Source organism: Goekera deserti (assembly GCF_010685995.1).
GTDB lineage: Bacteria > Actinomycetota > Actinomycetes > Mycobacteriales > Geodermatophilaceae > Goekera > Goekera deserti.
On the sequence record NZ_JAAGWK010000009.1, the window covers coordinates 210,057 to 226,196 of the forward strand.

At 76.8% G+C, this 16,140-nt stretch carries 15 protein-coding genes; 8 read left to right on the plus strand and 7 right to left on the minus strand.

Going from position 1 to position 16,140, the window contains the following annotated elements; genetic code table 11:
• Positions 1 to 13: 13 nt before the first annotated feature.
• Entirely contained in the window at positions 14 to 1,003 is a 990-nt protein-coding gene (locus G1H19_RS05365) for a sucrase ferredoxin (protein WP_235927997.1), read from the plus strand.
• Between the two features lie 80 nt (positions 1,004 to 1,083).
• On the opposite strand, the gene G1H19_RS05370 is transcribed toward G1H19_RS05365, so the two are convergent.
• Positions 1,084 to 2,256, minus strand: a complete 1,173-nt coding sequence (locus tag G1H19_RS05370; protein WP_162392551.1) for an alkaline phosphatase family protein — start codon at positions 2,254 to 2,256, stop codon at positions 1,084 to 1,086.
• Positions 2,253 to 3,056 (minus strand): class I SAM-dependent methyltransferase, encoded by an 804-nt coding sequence (locus G1H19_RS05375; protein ID WP_162392552.1) that lies wholly within the window; start codon positions 3,054 to 3,056, stop codon positions 2,253 to 2,255. Before G1H19_RS05375 ends, G1H19_RS05370 begins: the two co-directional genes overlap by 4 nt.
• A gap of 281 nt (positions 3,057 to 3,337) precedes the next feature.
• Between G1H19_RS05375 and G1H19_RS05380 the strand changes: the two genes are divergently transcribed.
• Entirely contained in the window at positions 3,338 to 3,559 is a 222-nt protein-coding gene (locus G1H19_RS05380; RefSeq protein WP_152728721.1) for a hypothetical protein, read from the plus strand.
• 93 nt (positions 3,560 to 3,652) lie between these two features.
• Here the strand turns inward: G1H19_RS05380 and G1H19_RS05385 are convergent, their stop codons facing one another.
• From G1H19_RS05385 to G1H19_RS05395, 3 genes are read right to left on the minus strand one after another with little or no spacing between them, the layout of a single operon-like run.
• The gene (locus G1H19_RS05385) at positions 3,653 to 7,696 is read right to left on the minus strand and encodes a DNA polymerase III subunit alpha (RefSeq protein WP_162392553.1); all 4,044 of its coding nucleotides are present in this window, start codon (positions 7,694 to 7,696) and stop codon (positions 3,653 to 3,655) included.
• Positions 7,693 to 8,253 (minus strand): SAV_6107 family HEPN domain-containing protein, encoded by a 561-nt coding sequence (locus tag G1H19_RS05390; RefSeq protein ID WP_235909436.1) that lies wholly within the window; start codon positions 8,251 to 8,253, stop codon positions 7,693 to 7,695. Before G1H19_RS05390 ends, G1H19_RS05385 begins: the two co-directional genes overlap by 4 nt.
• Entirely contained in the window at positions 8,253 to 8,582 is a 330-nt protein-coding gene (locus tag G1H19_RS05395; protein ID WP_152728719.1) for a DUF6504 family protein, read from the minus strand. Before G1H19_RS05395 ends, G1H19_RS05390 begins: the two co-directional genes overlap by 1 nt.
• 279 nt (positions 8,583 to 8,861) lie before the next feature.
• Between G1H19_RS05395 and G1H19_RS05400 the strand changes: the two genes are divergently transcribed.
• The 6 genes from G1H19_RS05400 to G1H19_RS05425 are packed head-to-tail and all read left to right on the plus strand — an operon-like array spanning position 8,862 to position 14,329.
• On the plus strand, positions 8,862 to 9,362 hold the full coding sequence (locus G1H19_RS05400; protein ID WP_152728717.1) for a YbaK/EbsC family protein: 501 nt from the start codon (positions 8,862 to 8,864) through the stop codon (positions 9,360 to 9,362).
• The gene (locus G1H19_RS05405; RefSeq protein WP_152728715.1) at positions 9,359 to 9,946 is read left to right on the plus strand and encodes a GNAT family N-acetyltransferase; all 588 of its coding nucleotides are present in this window, start codon (positions 9,359 to 9,361) and stop codon (positions 9,944 to 9,946) included. Before G1H19_RS05400 ends, G1H19_RS05405 begins: the two co-directional genes overlap by 4 nt.
• Before the next feature lie 6 nt (positions 9,947 to 9,952).
• The gene (locus tag G1H19_RS05410; protein ID WP_235927998.1) at positions 9,953 to 11,632 is read left to right on the plus strand and encodes a phytoene desaturase family protein; all 1,680 of its coding nucleotides are present in this window, start codon (positions 9,953 to 9,955) and stop codon (positions 11,630 to 11,632) included.
• Positions 11,633 to 11,692: 60 nt separating this feature from the next.
• Entirely contained in the window at positions 11,693 to 12,499 is an 807-nt protein-coding gene (locus G1H19_RS05415; RefSeq protein WP_152728714.1) for a carotenoid biosynthesis protein, read from the plus strand.
• Entirely contained in the window at positions 12,496 to 13,644 is a 1,149-nt protein-coding gene (locus G1H19_RS05420; protein ID WP_162392554.1) for a glycosyltransferase family 2 protein, read from the plus strand. Before G1H19_RS05415 ends, G1H19_RS05420 begins: the two co-directional genes overlap by 4 nt.
• A gap of 28 nt (positions 13,645 to 13,672) precedes the next feature.
• Positions 13,673 to 14,329: a flavin reductase family protein gene (locus G1H19_RS05425; RefSeq protein ID WP_202925828.1), complete on the plus strand. Its 657-nt coding sequence runs from the start codon at positions 13,673 to 13,675 to the stop codon at positions 14,327 to 14,329.
• Between the two features lie 19 nt (positions 14,330 to 14,348).
• On the opposite strand, the gene G1H19_RS05430 is transcribed toward G1H19_RS05425, so the two are convergent.
• Both G1H19_RS05430 and G1H19_RS05435 read right to left on the minus strand, forming a co-directional pair.
• Entirely contained in the window at positions 14,349 to 15,323 is a 975-nt protein-coding gene (locus G1H19_RS05430) for a carbohydrate kinase family protein (protein WP_162392555.1), read from the minus strand.
• A 138-nt stretch (positions 15,324 to 15,461) separates the two neighbouring features.
• Complete coding sequence (locus G1H19_RS05435; RefSeq protein ID WP_152729112.1) at positions 15,462 to 16,121, minus strand: CDP-alcohol phosphatidyltransferase family protein; 660 nt, start codon at positions 16,119 to 16,121, stop codon at positions 15,462 to 15,464.
• Between the last annotated feature and the right edge of the window lie 19 nt (positions 16,122 to 16,140).

The following is a 16,140-nucleotide window of genomic DNA, read 5'->3' on the forward strand; positions in this document are numbered from 1 at the left end:
CCGGGCTCCCCGGGTGAGCAGCTGCACCTCCGCACCGGCCCCCGAGACGCTCGACGACTTCTGCATCCCGGACGACGGTGCCGGCCCGGCGGTGTCCCGGCCGGTGCCCCGGCTGGACCCGGAGCGCTGCTCGGTCGCCGCGCTGACCCGCGGCGACTCCGGTGTGGCCACCGCTCCCCCGGCCCAGCGGTGGCTGCTGGTCGAGCAGCCCGGGCCGTGGGGCCGGGAGGCGCTGCTGGAGTCGCGGTTCGACCGGGCGGTGGCCTCCCGGGTGGCCCGGCGGGCCCGGGAGGAGGGCGTGCGGGTGCAGCTGGTCCGGCGTCCGGGTGCCCGGCTCGCCGACACCCGCCGGCGCTGGGCGTACGTGGACACCTCGCCCGGCGTCGAGCGGGCGTGGTGGTCGATCCGGTCCACCGACGCCGAGCTGCTCGACGTGCCCTGGGACGGGTCGGTGGGCACCCCCGCCGACCGGCCGATGTACCTGGTCTGCACGCACGGCGCGCACGACACGTGCTGCGCGGTGCGCGGGCGGCCGCTGGCCCGGGACCTGCCGGCGCCCAGCCCGGCCGACGTGTGGGAGACCAGCCACCTGGGCGGTTGCCGGTTCGCCGCGAACATCGTGGTGCTGCCGCAGGGTTGCTACTACGGGCAGGTGCCCGGCGACGGCGCGGAGGTGGTGGCTGCCCACGAGCAGGGCCGGGTGGCACTGCCGTGGCTGCGCGGGCGGACCGGCCTGCCGCTGCCGGTGCAGGCGGCCCAGCACCACGCCCGGCACGAGCTCGGGCTGACCGGGCTGGCGGACCTGCCGCTGCTCCGGCTGTCCACCCTGGACTCTCCCGGTGCGGACGTGGAGCGGTGGGCGGTGACGCTGGCCGGCCCGCGGGGCGCGGTCGCCGTGGTCGTGGAGAGCCGGCTGCCGGCGCACCCCGACCGGCTCACCTGCGCGGCACCCGGGCCGGGACGGGCCCGCACCTGGCACGCCATGGCACTCACCACCCCGTGAGCCGCGTCGCGGCCGGACGCCGCCCCGACCGGGATCCCCCGGCTCGAGCCCGTCACCGGTGACCCCCGGCCGGGGCCCCGTCAGCCCAGTGCGCCGCCTCGGGCCATCAGCAGGGGGATCGCGAGCTCGGTGGCGGTGAGCGAGCCGTGGTAGGCGGCGAGGATCGACGGGATCGGCTCCTGCCGGGTCGCGGTCATCACCCAGTCGCCCCGGGCGAGGGCGACGACGTCCCCGATCCGGGCGTCCAGGCCGGCGCCGACCGGGCCGAAGACGCCGCTCTGCACGGCCTCCTCGCGGCCCATCACCCAGGCCCGGTCGCCCAGCACGCCCTGCCAGCGGGCGAGCACGTCGGCCTCGGCCCCGGGTTCGGCGTGCACGTAGCGCGCCCGCGGCTCACCGGCCAGCAGCCGGACGCCGTCCAGCAGGTCGGGGTGGGTGTCCACGTCGAGCCGGGTGTCCGGGCCGACGTCGATCATGCCGTGGTCGGCGGTGACGAGCAGGGCGCCGTCGGCGGGCAGCCCGGCGACCAGCTGCTCGACCATCCGGTCGACGACGGACAGCTGGTTGCGCCAGCTGTCGGAGCCCACCCCGCGGACGTGGCCGGTCAGGTCGAGCTCGGCGTGGTAGCCGTACACCAGGGTCCGGGGGGCGGCGGCGAGGGACTGCAGGGCCAGCGCGACCAGGTCGCCGGGTGAGAAGGCGGCGGCGTAGTGGGCGCCCCGGTAGGCGGCCGCGGTGAGCCCGGAGCGGGCGAAGCTGTGCGGCGCCACCACGGTGGCCGGGACCCCGGCGGCGATGGCCTGCTGGAAGACGGTGGGCCGGGACTGCCAGGCGCCGGGGTCGGGGTCGTCGGTCCAGTGGGTGTGGTTGACCAGCCGGCCCTCGCCGGGCACCTCGGTGACGAAGCCGAGCACGCCGTGGCTGCCCGGTGGCAGGCCGGTGCCCAGGGTGGTGAGGCTGACCGGGGTGGTGCTCGGGCAGGGCGCGCTCAGCACGCCGGCCGGGCTGGTGAGTGCGGCCAGGGTCGGGGCCAGGTCGGCGTGCGCGGCCACCAGGTCGGCCCCGAGCCCGTCGACGAGCAGCACGAGCACCCGCCGGGCCCCGCCGAGGGCCTCGGTGAGGCCCAGCGGGTCGGCCGGCAGGTCACCGCGCTGCACGGTGACCCCGAGCGACGCCGCCGCCCCGGGCAGCACGTCGGCCAGGGTGTCCCGGCCGTAGTCGGGGACCAGCAGGTCGCCGGGGCGGCCGCTCACTCCGGCGCCAGCGCCGCGGCCCCGGCCGCGCCGTCGGGGCCGGCGTCGGCCGGCCGGGTGGCCAGCACGTGCAGCGCGGTGGCGACGTCGCGGTAGGGCGAGCTCTCGGCCAGCGCGACCTCCAGCCGGCGCACCGCGGCCGGGTCGGCCCCGGACGACGCCCCGAGCAGGTCGGCGACCACCGAGACCCCGCGCCACGGCCCGGGCTGGAGCCCGGCGGCGCGCACCAGGCCGAGCAGCTCGTCGGGGGTGAACCGGCGCCGGGCCGGGCGGGCCCGCCCGGGAGCCGGGTCGCGGTCGTCGATCAGTGCCCGGGCCTCCACCGGGTGGCCGGACAGGGCGCGGGCGAGCACGGCGCCGGCCCGGTTGGCACCGGCCACGCTGACCGGGGCGCCGGGGCGCAGGACGCCGGCGATCTCCTGCAGGGTGCGGTGCGGGTCGTCGACCACCTCCAGCAGGAAGTGGCACAGCACCAGGTCGAAGGAGCCGGTACCGCCTGCCGCGGGCAGCACACCGCCCAGCCGGTCGGCGTCGCCCTGCAGGGCCCGCACCCGGTCGGCGACGCCGGCGTTCCCGGCCCGACGGGCGAGGGTGGCCAGGGCGTCGGCGCTGGTGTCCACCACGGTGACCTGGTGACCCAGCTCGGCGAGCGGGACGGCGAAGATGCCGCTGCCACCGCCGACGTCGAGCACCTGGAGCGGTCGGCCGGCGGCGACCAGGGGGTCCAGTGCCGCCCAGATGGCCGCGGTGCGGGCGGGGAACTGCTCGGCGGTGGGCGCGGCGGCGGCGGGAGGCGGCACCCGTCGGAGCCTAGCCGCGGCGCACCCGGGCCGGCCGGCGGTGCGTCCGCTGCCCCCGGACCGGGCGAGGACCTTGCGCTCCCCGGGTGCCGCAGGTGCGGCTGGTGTCCCGGGGGCCGCTCGTCACTCCTGGGGATGACGAGTGCGTGTCGATCGTCCGTGGGGGGACGACCACGCTGCGTGAGACGTATAGCGTGCAACGCAATGTCGATCATGATGCGTTCCAGATCAGGGACCGTTCGCTCGCGGCCCGTGCCCGGCCGCGCCGGAGCGGGAGCGTCATGAGTGCCGGGTCGCCGCGCGAGGCGGCCGACGACGCCGCCGTGGTGCTCGGCTGGATGAGCCGGCTGGCACCCAGCCGCGCGCTGGCCGAGGACCTGACCGTCGAGGTGTTCGGCCGGCTGACCGGGAGGCAGCCGGGCTGGCTGGCCCGCTGCCCGGCCGGGGTGCAGCAGCGCTTCCACAGCGCCCAGGCCGTGCTGGAGTTCCGCGGCGTGCTGTAGCCCTGCCGGTGCCGGGGCCCGGCGTGCGTGTGCGGGGGCACGCGGGGTCTCCTCAGTGCCCGGCGTGCGTGTGCGGGGGCACGCGGGATTTCCTCAGTGCCCGGGACTGCCCGGGCTGGAGTGCCACAGCTTGCGCGGGGCGCCCTTGGAGTCCTCGCCGGCGGGCTTGATGTCCGCGTAGGGCGACATCCGGAACCCGGTCGGGTGCACCAGCACCGGCCGGACCACCACCGGCCGCGACGCCCGGGAGGCCGCGGCCCCGGCGATCGCCTGCTCGGTGTACTCCCCCGGTGCGGCCATCAGCTCGGCCACCGCGTCCGTGCCGCCGGACTCCCAGGCCGCGTGCAGGGCGGTGAGGTCCCAGGCACCGGTCGCGCGCATCGACACCCCCCGCGGACCGGTCCGGCGGATCTCCCCCCGGATCACCAGCAGCCAGGAGTGGAAGACCGTGGCCGCGTAGGGACCCTGCACGTCCTCGAAGAAGGTGGAGTCGGTGCAGCCGGTGCCGTCGTCGAGGGTCACGAACACCACCCGGCGCCCGGACCGGATCGGCGGGGTCTGGGTGGCCACCTTGACCCCGGCCACCAGCACCCGGGCGCCGCTGCGCCGGCCGAGCAGTTCCCCGGCCGGCACGGCCCCCAGCGCGGCCAGGAACGGCCGGTAGGAGGCGATGACGTGCTGGCTGGTGTCCAGGCCCAGCACCTCCAGCTCGGCCCGCACCCGCTCCTCGTCGGTGAACTCCGGCAACCCGCTGGCCACGCCCCGGGCCGGGCCGGGCCCCCGCTCGTCCAGGCGGTCCCGCTCGTCCAGGCGGTCCCGCTCGTCCAGGCGGTCCCGCTCGTCCAGGCGGTCCCGCTCGTCCGCGTGGTCGAGCTCGTCCGCATGGCCCCGCTCGCCCGCGTCCGCGTGGCCCGGCTCGTCGGGGCGGTCCTCCTGGTCCAGGCAGTGCTGCTCACCCCCGTGGTCCGGCCGCCCCGTCCCGCCCCGGATGGTGTCGCGGTCGGCGTCCCGGTCCTGGGGCGTGTCCTCGTCGAACAGGTCGAGGCTCAGCTGCCCCCCGGCGGTGGACCGGGCAGCGTTGCGGCTCCACCGGTCGAGCTCGCTGATCTGCAGCAGCAGGTCGCGGCGGGTGACCTGGGACCGCCCCCGCGCCGCCCGGCCGCCCTCGCTGTCGCGCACCCCGAAGCCGTAGAGGGAGTCGAACCCGCCGGCGAGCACCAGCCGCTCGGCCACCGGCCGGGAGACCGCCGCCCGGGCCCAGAAGTCGGCCAGCGACCGGTAGGGCTGCCCGGCCACGACCCGGGCCACCTCCTCGGCGGAGATGCCCTTGACGTCGGCCAGGGACACCCGGATGCCGTACCGGCCGGGGGCGGGCATCGCAGCGGGCATCCAGTCCGGCCGGTCGCGCGCGCGGGCGCCGTCGTCGTCCGGTGCGACCGGTGCCGGCCCGCCCCCGGCCGGGTCTGCGGCCGGGGGCAGCCGCTCGATGCGGTAGGTGTCGGCGGAGGCGTTGACGTCCAGGCCGAGCACGGTGATCCCGAAGTTGCGGGCGTCGTCCAGCAGCAGGCGCTTGGGGTACATGCCGGGGTCGTGGGTGAGCACACCGGCCAGGAAGGCAGCCGTGTGGTGCGTCTTCAGCCAGGCCGACTGGTAGGTGGGCAGGGCGAAGGCGGCCGCGTGCGCCTTGCAGAACCCGAAGGACCCGAAGGCCACCAGCACCTGCCACACCTGCTCGGCGACGTCCTCGGTGAAGTCGTTGTCCAGGGCCAGCGGCATGAACCAGGCCCGCACCTCCGGGTGGGCGTCCTTCTCGCCCAGGGCGCGGCGCACCTCGTCGGCCTCGGCGAGGGTGCAGCCGGTCATCTCCGCGACGATCTCCAGCACCTGCTCGTGGAAGACCACCACCCCGGCGGTCTGCTCCAGGTACGGGCGCAGCCGGGGGTGCGGGTAGACCGGGTCGCGCCAGCCGTTCCGGGCGAGCAGGAAGGGGGTGACCATGTCGCTCTTCACCGGGCCGGGCCGGAACAGCGAGATGTCGATGACCAGGTCCTCGAAGGTCTGCGGCCCGAACTTGCCGACCAGCTCGCGCTGACCCGGCGACTCGATCTGGAACATGCCCAGCGTGCGGGTGCTGCGGATCAGCTCGAAGGTGGTGGGGTCGTCGCGGGGCACGGCGTCGATGTCGACCTGCTCGCCGTCGACCCGGGCCACCTCGTCCATGGCGTGCCGGATCGCCGACTGCATCCGGATGCCCAGCAGGTCGAGCTTGAGCAGGCCCAGCTCCTCGACGTCGTCCTTGTCGAACTGGCTCATCGGGTAGCCGAGGTGGCTCTGCTCCACCGGGGTGCGGTCGAGCAGGCTGGCGTCGGACAGCAGCACCCCGCACGGGTGCAGGGCGATGTGCCGGGGCAGCCCGTCGAGCCGGGCCACGAGGTCGAAGAGCAGGTCCAGGTCGCCGGTACCGCCGCCGCGCCGGGAGCCCATCCGGCTGGCCCGCAGCTCGGGCAGGTCGCGGAGCGCCGCGTGCACCTGGCTGGCCCGGATGTGCGGGAAGGCCTTGGCCACGGCGTCGACCTCGGTGGGCGGCAGGCCCAGCGCGGCGCCGACGTCACGGATGGCGTGCCGGACCCGGTAGGTGTCCATCATCGAGATGCAGCTGACCCGGTGGGCACCGAACCGGTCGATGACCGCGTCGTAGACCTCCAACCGCCGGGCGGACTCCACGTCGATGTCGATGTCGGGCAGCTGGTGGCGCAGCGGGGACAGGAAGCGCTGCATCAGCAGGCCGTAGCGGATCGGGTCGACGTCGGAGATGCCCAGCAGGTAGGTGACCAGGCTGCCCGCGCCCGAGCCGCGGGCCGCTGCCCGGACCCGCAGGCCGCGGATCAGGTCGACGACGTCGGCGACGGTGAGGAAGTAGGAGGGGTAGCCCAGCTGCTCGATGACCGCCAGCTCCTCGGCCAGCCGCTGGTGCACCGCGCCGGTCACCGCCATCCCGCGCCGGCCGAAGCCGGCCTCGCAGCGGGCCCGCAGCACCTGGGCCGGTGTCATGCCCTGCTCGGCCGGGGTGGTGACCACGTCGAGCTCGGGGTAGCGCACGGTGCCGATGCCGAGGTCGCCGCGGACGTCGACGGCGCACTGCTCGGCGAGCCGGGCGGTGGCCGCCAGCAGCCGGGCGGCGGCGTCCCGGTCGGGGCCGGCCAGGTCCTCGGCCACCAGGGCCATCTCCTTGCCCGACTTCAGGTACCCCTCGGCGGTGCGCCGGTCGACGTGCCGCTCACCCAGCGGCACCAGGCGGCGGGCGGCGTCGAGCACGTCGGCGGTCGGGGCGTCGATGGCGTCGACGTAGCGGACGGCGTTGGACAGCACCACCGGCACGCCCACCTGCGCGGCGAAGCGGAGCATCGCCTGGGCCCGGGACCGGTCGCCCTGCCCCAGGTGGTGCACGACCTCGAGCACCAGCCGGCCCGGGCCGAAGGCGGCCCGCCAGGTGTCCAGCTGCTCCTCGGCGACGTCGGCCCGGCCGGCGGCCAGCGCCCGGCCCACCGGTGAGCCGGGCCCCAGGACGGCGACCAGGCCGGTGGCGTGCTCGGCGGCCATCGCCAGCGAGCTCACCGGCTCGCTGCGGGTGCTGCGCAGGTGGGTGGCGCTGGTGAGCCGGCACAGCGACCGCCAGCCGGCGCCGTCCCGGGCCAGGAAGGTGACCCGCGGCAGCCGCGGGTCGACGCTGGCCCCGCCCCGGGCCGGGCCCCGGCGACCGGCCGCCGACATGGACCCGGACGCCGACCGGGCCGGGCCCGACCGTGCACCGCCGGGACGCTGCCCGACGGGGTGCAGCCGCACCGGGGACGGCGCCGCGTCCCAGGGGCCGCCGCCGATCGCCCGGGCCAGCGCCGGGGGCAGGGTGGAGTCGACGGCCGGGGCCACCGCGAGGTCGACTCCGAACAGCGGCCGGATGCCGGCCGAGCGACAGGCCAGGGCGAACTTGACCGCCCCGTAGAGGCCGTCGCGGTCGGTGAGCGCCAGCGCCTCCATCCCGTGGTCGGCAGCCCGGGCGACCAGGTCGGCCGGGTGGTTGGCCCCGTGGCGCATGGAGTACCCCGAGGCGACGTGCAGGTGGACGAAGGGGTCGCTCACCGCCCGGGCTCGTCGGCCGGGGACGGGGGCACCGGCGATGCGCGCCGGGGGGTGGCGGGGCGCAGGTGGGTGACCCGCCGCGAGGACTCCCGGGGGGACTCCCGGGGGGACTCCGGCTCGCGGACGGGGGCGGGCCGCTGCCCCAGGCAGGCCTCGGCGACGGCGAGGAACTCCCCGGCGTCGCGGACCAGGTCGTCGGCCTCCCGCTCGGTGACCGCGTGCCGCAGCCCGGCCTCGGCAGCCGCCCGCTTGGCGGCGCCGGCGGCGAAGAACGCCGCCCACTCCCCCAGCTCCGGGGCCACCTGGCCGATCAGCACCCAGGCGCTGCGCGGCCGGCGGCGCCCCGCCTCGGGCCGGGTGCGTGCGGCCAGCACCGCGGCCGCCCCGCGCAGCGCGGCCAGGTGGGCGGTGGCGTACCGCCAGCCCGGGTCGGGGCAGACGGCGGCCTCGGCCAGCCCGCGGTGGGCCTGGCCGAGCAGCTGCGCGGCGGCGGCCGGCAGACGGGCGGGGAGCGACACGGGGAGCGGGAGCTGCTCGGCCAGGACCCGGGCGCCCATCAGTCGTGCGCCCGGACGAGCAGCCACTGGTCGGCCATCGAGTTCCAGGAGATGTCGAACACCCCGGCGAAGCTCATCCGGGAGCGGCCGGCGCGCACGGCCTCCACCCGCCACACCTGGCGGGTGGTGACCAGCGTGGCCGACGCGCCACCGCGCCCGGGGCCGCCGTCGTGCCGCCACCAGGGGGTGGTCTCGACCCAGGAGTCGAGCAGCTCGCCCACCTCGTAGCGGGTCTGCCCGCGCCAGAACTGCGCCGGCCCCGACGGGCCCCGCTCGACCTGCACCTCTTCCCCGACCCGGCCATCAGACCCGACGAGCACCCGGCTCATGTCAGACTCCGCACTCTCGCCCCGCCCGGCGACCAGGCCGCCGACGTTCGAACACGTGTTCGAACACCGATGAGTAGACCCGACCCCACCGGCGGCGTCAAGCCGGACGCGCGGTCCCGCGGTGGTGTCGCCGGGGCGCTGCGGCCCGGACGCCGCCCAGGTCACGGGTGGTGTGCGGCTCGGTGACAGCACGTCACCCGGCGGCGACCGGTGGGGCCCGGTGACGGTGGCCCGACGTCACCGCCACGCGCCGCGCGCGACGGTGGGAGACTGCCCTGCATGACCCCGCCAGCCCGCACCCCCGGCGCCGAGGTGGCCCGGCTGCTGGCCGAGGCCGGGGTGCGGGGTGAGGTCCGCGAGCTGCCCGACAGCGCCCGCACCGCCGCGGCGGCCGCGGCACAGCTCGGCGTCCCGGTCGGCGCGATCGCCAACAGCCTGGTGTTCGACGTCGACGGCAGCCCGCTGCTGGTGCTCACCAGCGGCGCGCACCGGGTCGACCAGCCGGCGGTCGCCCGGCTGCTCGGGGTGCCGAGGGTCGAGCGGGCCACCCCCGACTTCGTGCGCGAGCACACCGGCCAGGCCGTCGGCGGGGTCTCACCCATCGGGCACCCGGAGCCGATCGGCACCCTGGTCGACGTGGAACTCGCCCGGTTCGACACCGTCTGGGCCGCGGCCGGCCACCCGCACACCGTCTTCCCCACCAGCTACGACGAGCTGATCCGGTTGACCGACGGCACCCCTGCCGAGGTCGGCACCGCCCAGCAGGGAGCACTGCCATGACCGACACCACCCCGGCCACCCGGGTCACCGAGCTGCCCACCCGCTGGCTGCGCGACCACATGCACGAGGCGCTGGCCATCTACGGCGCCGCGATGGGCTACGGAGAGTCCGTCGTCGCCGGCCGGTATGGCTACGCCGTCCAGCACACCGAGCGGCCCGGGTTCCGCGCCGTGGGCGCGTTCTCGGACTCGGTGGACGGCGAGCGGCTGGTCGGCTTCGGCTACGGCTACCTGGCCGAGCCCGGGCAGTGGTGGCACGACCAGGTGCGCAACGCCCTGGACCGCCGCACCGCGAAGAAGTGGCTGACCGGGGCCTTCGAGGTGTGCGAGCTGCACGTGCACCCCGACGCGCAGAGCCGCGGGCTGGGCCGCCAGCTGCTGCACGCGCTGGTCGAGGGCCTGCCGCACCCGGCCGCCCTGCTCTCCACCCCGGACGCCGACACCAAGGCGTTCCGGCTCTACCACGCGGACGGCTTCGTCGACCTGGCCCGCGGCTACCACTTCCCGGGTGACGCCCGCCCCTTCGCCATCCTCGGCGCCCGGCTGCCCCTGCCGCGCCCCGGCGCCCGTCCCTCGGAGTCCTGAACCCGCGTGAGCCCCGCCCCCGCCAACGACATCGAACACATCCACACCGACGTCGCCGACGCCGTCGTCATCGGGTCCGGGCACAACGGCATGGTGGCCGCCTGCCACCTGGCCGCCGCCGGGCTCCGGGTCGAGGTCCTGGAATCCGACGACGTGCTGGGTGGCGCCGTGTCCACCGTCGAGCGCTGGCCGGGCGTGCTGGTCGACCGCGGCTCCAGCGCGCACGTGATCATCCGGCACAGCGGGGTGGTCGAGGAGCTGGGCCTGGCCGACCACGGGCTGACCTACATCGACTGCGACCCGTGGGGCTTCGCCCCGGCCACGGTGCCCGGCGACCCCGGCCCGGACGGCAGGCCGCTGGTGTTCTCCGTCGACCTGGACGCCACCTGCGCCTCCATCGCGGCCGCCTGCGGCCCGGCGGACGCCGCCGCCTACCGGCGCTTCGTCGGCGTCTGGGGCCCGCGCAGCGCGCACGTGGTGCGGGCCTTCGGCGACCGGCCCAGCCCCGGCCGGCTGGCCCGGCACCTGTGGCCGCTGGGCGCACCACAGAAGGGGCAGGAGCGCACCGCCGGCGCGGAGCTGGCCACCGACTTCCTGGGCTCCGGGGACGCGCTGCTGGACCGCTGGTTCAGCTCCGAGCGACTCAAGGCGGCGCTGTCCTGGTTCGGCGCGCAGTCCGGCCCTCCCATGCACGAGCCCGGCACCGCGGCGATGGTCGGCTGGGTCGCCCTGCTGCACACCACCCCGCCCGGTCACCCGGTCGGCGGCTCCGGTGGGCTGACCCAGGCGCTGCGCCGCAAGCTGGAGTCGCACGGCGGCCGGGTCATCCTCGGGGACGGCGCCGCCCGGCTGCTGGTCGACGACGGCCGGGTCACCGGCGTGCGGACGGCGTCCGGACGGCGGGTCGAGGCCCCGGTCGTCGTCGCCGCGTGCCACGTGCTGGCCACCCGCGACATCGCCGGCGAGCACGCCCCGCCCGCCCTGGCCGACGCCGCGCCCCCGCTGGGCAACGGCTTCGGGCTGGTGGTGCGCTGCCTGACCGACGCGCTGCCCGCCTACCCCGGCGTCGACCCGGACGACGCCCTGCAGGGCCTGCAGCTGCTGTGCACCGACCGGGCGCAACTGGCCTCCGCGCACGGCGACTGGCTAGCCGGGCTGCTGCCCCGCGACCCGGTGCCGCTGGCCATGTCGTTCTCCGCGAGCGACCCGACGCTGGCGCCCGAGGGCCGCTACGTGGTGACCATCTGGGGCCAGTGGTACCCCTACCAGCTGGCCGACGGCAGCGACTGGGACGACCTGGCACAGCCCGCCGCCCGGCAGCTGGTGGACGCCGTGGACCGGTACGCCCCCGGCTTCGCGGCCTCCGTGCTGGACACCTACGTGCAGACCCCGCTGCAGCTGGAGCGGGAACTGTCCCTGCCCCGGGGCAACGTGATGCACGTGGAGATGAGCCTGGCCAGCATGTTCGCCTTCCGGCCCACCCCGGCGCTGTCCGGCCACCGCGTACCGGGACTGGACGGGCTGTACCTGGCCGGGGCCTCCACCCATCCCGGCGGCGGGGTGTCGGGCAACTCCGGCCGGACGGCGGCCCGGATCGTGCTCGCCGACCGCGCCCCGGCGGCGCGGGCCCGCCGGGCGGTGTCCGCCGGCCTGTCGGCCGGGTTGTCGGCCCTCCGGCGCCGATGAGCCCCGCCCTGCCCCCGGACCCCACCCGATGACCCCCGCCCTGCCCCCGGACCCCACCCGATGACGGCCGGTGCCCTGACCCGGGTGCCGGCGGCCCGGCGGGCGCCCGCGGTGCTCACCGGGGCGCTGCTGCTCACCGCCATCGCCTACCCGCTGACCTCCGACGGCGCCGTCCGGGACGTGGTGAGCTGGGCGATCGTGCTGCTCGGCTCGGCCCTGTCGGTGGTGCACGCCGGGGTGAGCCGCGGCCCGCGCACCGCGCTGGGGCTGCTCGGGCTGGTGGCCGTGGTCGCCGTGGCGTTCGAGGCGGTGGGCCTGGCCACCGGCTACCCGTACGGGACGTACACGTACTCCGACCAGCTCGGCCCGACGCTGGCCGGGGTGCCGTTCCTGGTGCCGCTGGCGTGGCTGATGATGGCCTGGCCGAGCTGGGTGCTCGCCGCCCGGCTGGCCCGGCGCCGCCCGGCGCGGGTGCTGGTCGCGGCCTACGTGTTCGCCGGCTGGGACGTGCTGCTCGACCCGCAGATGGTCGACGCCGGCTACTGGACCTGGGCGCACCCTTCCCCCGGCCTGCCCGGCATCGACACGGTGCCGCTGACCAACCTGGCCGGCTGGCTGCTGGCCGGGATCGTGCTGATGGGCCTGCTCGACGTGCTCGTCGACCGCACCCGGGAGCCCGGCAGCCCGCACACCGGGGACGCCGCACCGCTGGTCGCCCTGGCCTGGATGACCCTGGGCGGCGCGCTGGCGCACGTCGGCTGGCTGGGGCTGCCCGGCTCCGCGGCCTGGGGGGTCGCGCTCGCCGTGCCGGTGCTGGCCGCGCTGGGCCTCCACCACCGCGCCGCGCGGCCCGGCGCCGGCCGGTGACCCGCACCGCCGGCAGCCGGGTGGTGCCGGCGCTCGCCGGGCTGTCGGTGCTGGCCGCGGCGCACGCGGCGCTGAACGTGCGGCTGCTGCACCGCCCGCCGCTGCCCGCGCCGCCGACCGGCGCCCGGGTGACCGTGGTGGTGCCGGTGCGTGACGAGCGGGAGCACGTGCTCGCCTGCCTGGACGCCGTGCTCGCCCAGCAGGGCGTGCCGCGGCTGGCCGTGGTCGTGGTCGACGACGGGTCCTCCGACGGCACCGCCGACCTGGTGCGCGGGCTGGACGACCCGCGGGTGTCCCTGCTGCCCGCCGGGCCGCTGCCGCCCGGGTGGCTGGGCAAGCCGCACGCCTGCGCGGTGGGCCGGGCCGCCGCCGGGGACACCGACGTGCTGGTCTTCCTCGACGCCGACGTGCGGCTGGACTCGCAGGCGGTGGCCGCCGCCGTGGCCCTGCTGGCCGGCACCGGACTGGACCTGGTGTCCCCGTGGCCCCGCCAGCTCACCGGCAGCGCCGCCGAACGCCTGGTCCAGCCGCTGCAGCAGTGGCTGTGGGGCACGCTGCTCCCGTTGCGCGCCGCCGAACGCTCACCCCGGCCGTCGCTGGCCGCCGCCAACGGCCAGTTCCTGGTGTGCCGGGCCGACGGCTACGACCGCGCCGGCGGGCACGCGCCGGTGCGCGGTGCGGTGATCGAGGACGTCACGCTGCTGCGCGCGGTCAAGCGCGCGGGAGGCTCGGGCGTCGTGGTCGACGGCTCCTCGCTGGCCTCCTGCCGGATGTACCAAGGCTGGCCGGCCGTGCGCGAGGGCTACACGAAGTCGCTGTGGGCGGCGGTGGGCGGCAGCCCGGTGTCCTCGGCGGCGGCCGGCGTCCTGCTCACCGCCGTCTGGGTGGTGCCCCCGGTGGCCGCGCTGGCCGGTCACCGGTCCGGGCTGGTCGGTTACGCGGCCGGGGTGCTGAACCGGGTGGTGGTCGCGCGGGCGACCGGCGGCCGCGCCTGGCCCGACGCACTGGCGCACCCGCTGTCGGTGCTGGCCTTCGACGTCCTGCTCGTCCGGTCGCTGCGGGCGCACCGCGCCGGGCGGCTCACCTGGCGCGGCCGCTCGCTGGACGTGGGGCGCCCGGGAGCGTCGTCACCCCCGGCGCGGTGACCTCGGCCCGCTCGGCGACGATGGTCCGGTGACAGTCCCCGACTCCCCCGAGCGCGTGCACTTCGACCCGGCCGAGATGGGCGCCGGCGCCTTCTACCGGGTGCTGAACTCCGTCGTCGTCCCCCGGCCCATCGCGTGGGTGTGCACCCGGTCGGCGGCCGGGGTGCACAACCTGGCGCCCTACTCGTTCTACACCGTGGCCTGCGTCGACCCGCCGATCGTGCAGTTCACCTCGGTGGGCCGCAAGGACTCGCTGACCAACGTCGAGGAGACCGGCGAGTTCACGGTCAGCCTCGCCCCGGTGGAGCTCTTCGAGCAGGTCAACGCCGGCGGCACCGACTTCCCACCGGACCTGAGCGAGGCCGAGCTGACCGGCGTCCGGCTGGAACCCAGCGAGCGGGTGGCGGCCCTGCGGGTCGCGGACTCACCGGTGTCGCTGGAGTGCCGGCTGCACTCCACCCTGCGCCTGGGCGACAGCACCGTGGTCCTCGGCGAGGTCGTGCACGTCGCCGCGCACGCGCGGGTGGTGCGGGACGGCCGACCGCGGATCGAGGAGCTGCGCCCGCTGGCCCGGCTCGGCGGCAACGAGTGGACGACGGTCGGCGAGCTCAAGGAGATCCGCCGCATCCCCTACAGCACCTGGGAGCAGGACCCCTCGATCGGCCGGGCGCTGCGCGGGGAGTGAGGCAGGGCGGGGCCGCCCGTCAGGGCAGGTGCGGGGCGACCTCGTCGGCGGCGTCGGCGCCGAAGGCGGCGGCGAAACGCTCCAGGAAGGGCCCGCGCGGCAGGCTGTACTCCTGCGTGCCGACGACCTCGATCGCCTCGGTGGCCACCGCCGAGCCGACCTGGGTGGCCCGCTCCAGACCCAGGCCCCACTGGCGGGCGGCGATGAACCCGGCGCGCAGCGCGTCGCCGCCGCCGGTGGGCTCCACGGTCTTGGTCTCGGGCACGGCGATGACCTCGATCGTCTCCTCGCCCGCCCGCCGGACCATCGTGCCGTGCGCCGCCCGGGTGGTCACCCAGGTGCCCACCTTCGCCAGCACCTCGTCGGCGGTCCAGCCGGTCTTCTGCAGCAGCAGGCCGGCCTCGTACTCGTTGGTGAACAGCAGGTCGGCGCCGTCGACCAGGGTGCGCACCATCTCGCCGTCGGCCCAGGCCAGCTGCTGGGACGGGTCGGCCATGAACGGGTAGCCGCGCTCCAGGCACTCGCGGGTGTGCTGCACCATCGCCGTCGGGTCGTTCGGGCCGACGACGACGAGGTCCAGCGAGCCCACCCGCTTCTCCACCGGCGCCAGCTCGATCATCGACGCCTCGGCCATCGCCCCGGAGTAGAAGGACGCGATCTGGTTGTTCGCGGCGTCGGTGGTGCACACGAAGCGGGAGGTGTGCTTGACCTCCGACCAGTGCACGCTGCCGGTGTCGACGCCGTGCCGGCTCAGCCAGGAGTCGTAGTCGGCGAAGTCGCTGCCCACCGCGCCCACCAGCACCGGCGCGAGACCGAGCAGGCCCAGGCCGTAGGCGATGTTCGCGCCGGCCCCGCCACGGTGCTGCACCAGGTCGTCGACCAGGAAGGAGAGCGAGACGTTCTCCATCTGGCCCTCGACGAACTGGTCGGTGAACTTCCCGGGGAAGGTCATCAGGTGGTCGGTGGCGATGGAACCGGTCACGGCGACGGGCACGAGGAGGCTCCAGGGAGGGGCGGGACGCGGGGCGGGCGGACGGTGTTCGCGCACCGGGGAGGCGGCAGTTCACCTGCCTGCCACCCGGACGACCCCACCAGGGTAGGCAACGCCCCCGCCGGACCGCACGCTGCCGGCTCAGGGCTCACCCAGACGGCGGCGCAGCTGCACCCCGAGCTGGACGGTGCCGAGCAGGCCCAGGGCCGCCCCGACCGCCGTCCCGACGGTGACGACGAGCCCGGCCTGCCCGGTCGCCGAGACGATGCCCGCGCCGCCCAGGGTCATCCCGGCCATGGCCACCCGGGTGGGGCGCTCCCACACCGAGATGGCGCCGGTCTCGCTGACGCCGGCCTGGCCCGCCCGGGCCCGCAGGTAGTCCGGCAGCCAGCAGAGCGCGCCGAAGAGCACCACCAGCCAGCCGGGGGCGCCGGCCACCCACAGCGCGAGGGCGTAGGCGACCTCGGTCAGCCGGTCCACGACGGAGTCGAGCACGAACCCGCGGCGCGAGGCCCGGCCGGTGCTGATCGCCAGCGCCCCGTCCAGCGAGTCCAGCAGGCCGGACAGCCCGACGAGCAGCCCGGCCGCGACCAGCCACCACCCGCCCGCGGCGGCCGGGCCGATCGCCGCCGCGGCCACGGCCAGCCCGAACGCGGTGGCGGCCACCGGCGGCACCGCGGCCAGCGGGACGGCGAGGGCGTACGCGGCGGACAGCCAGCCGCGCACCAGCCGGCTGTCGTTGGGGTCGGTGCCGCCGTGCCAGGTCGACCAGGCGGCGAAGTACTCGTCCCGGCTCAGCATCTGCACCGGCCCAGCATCC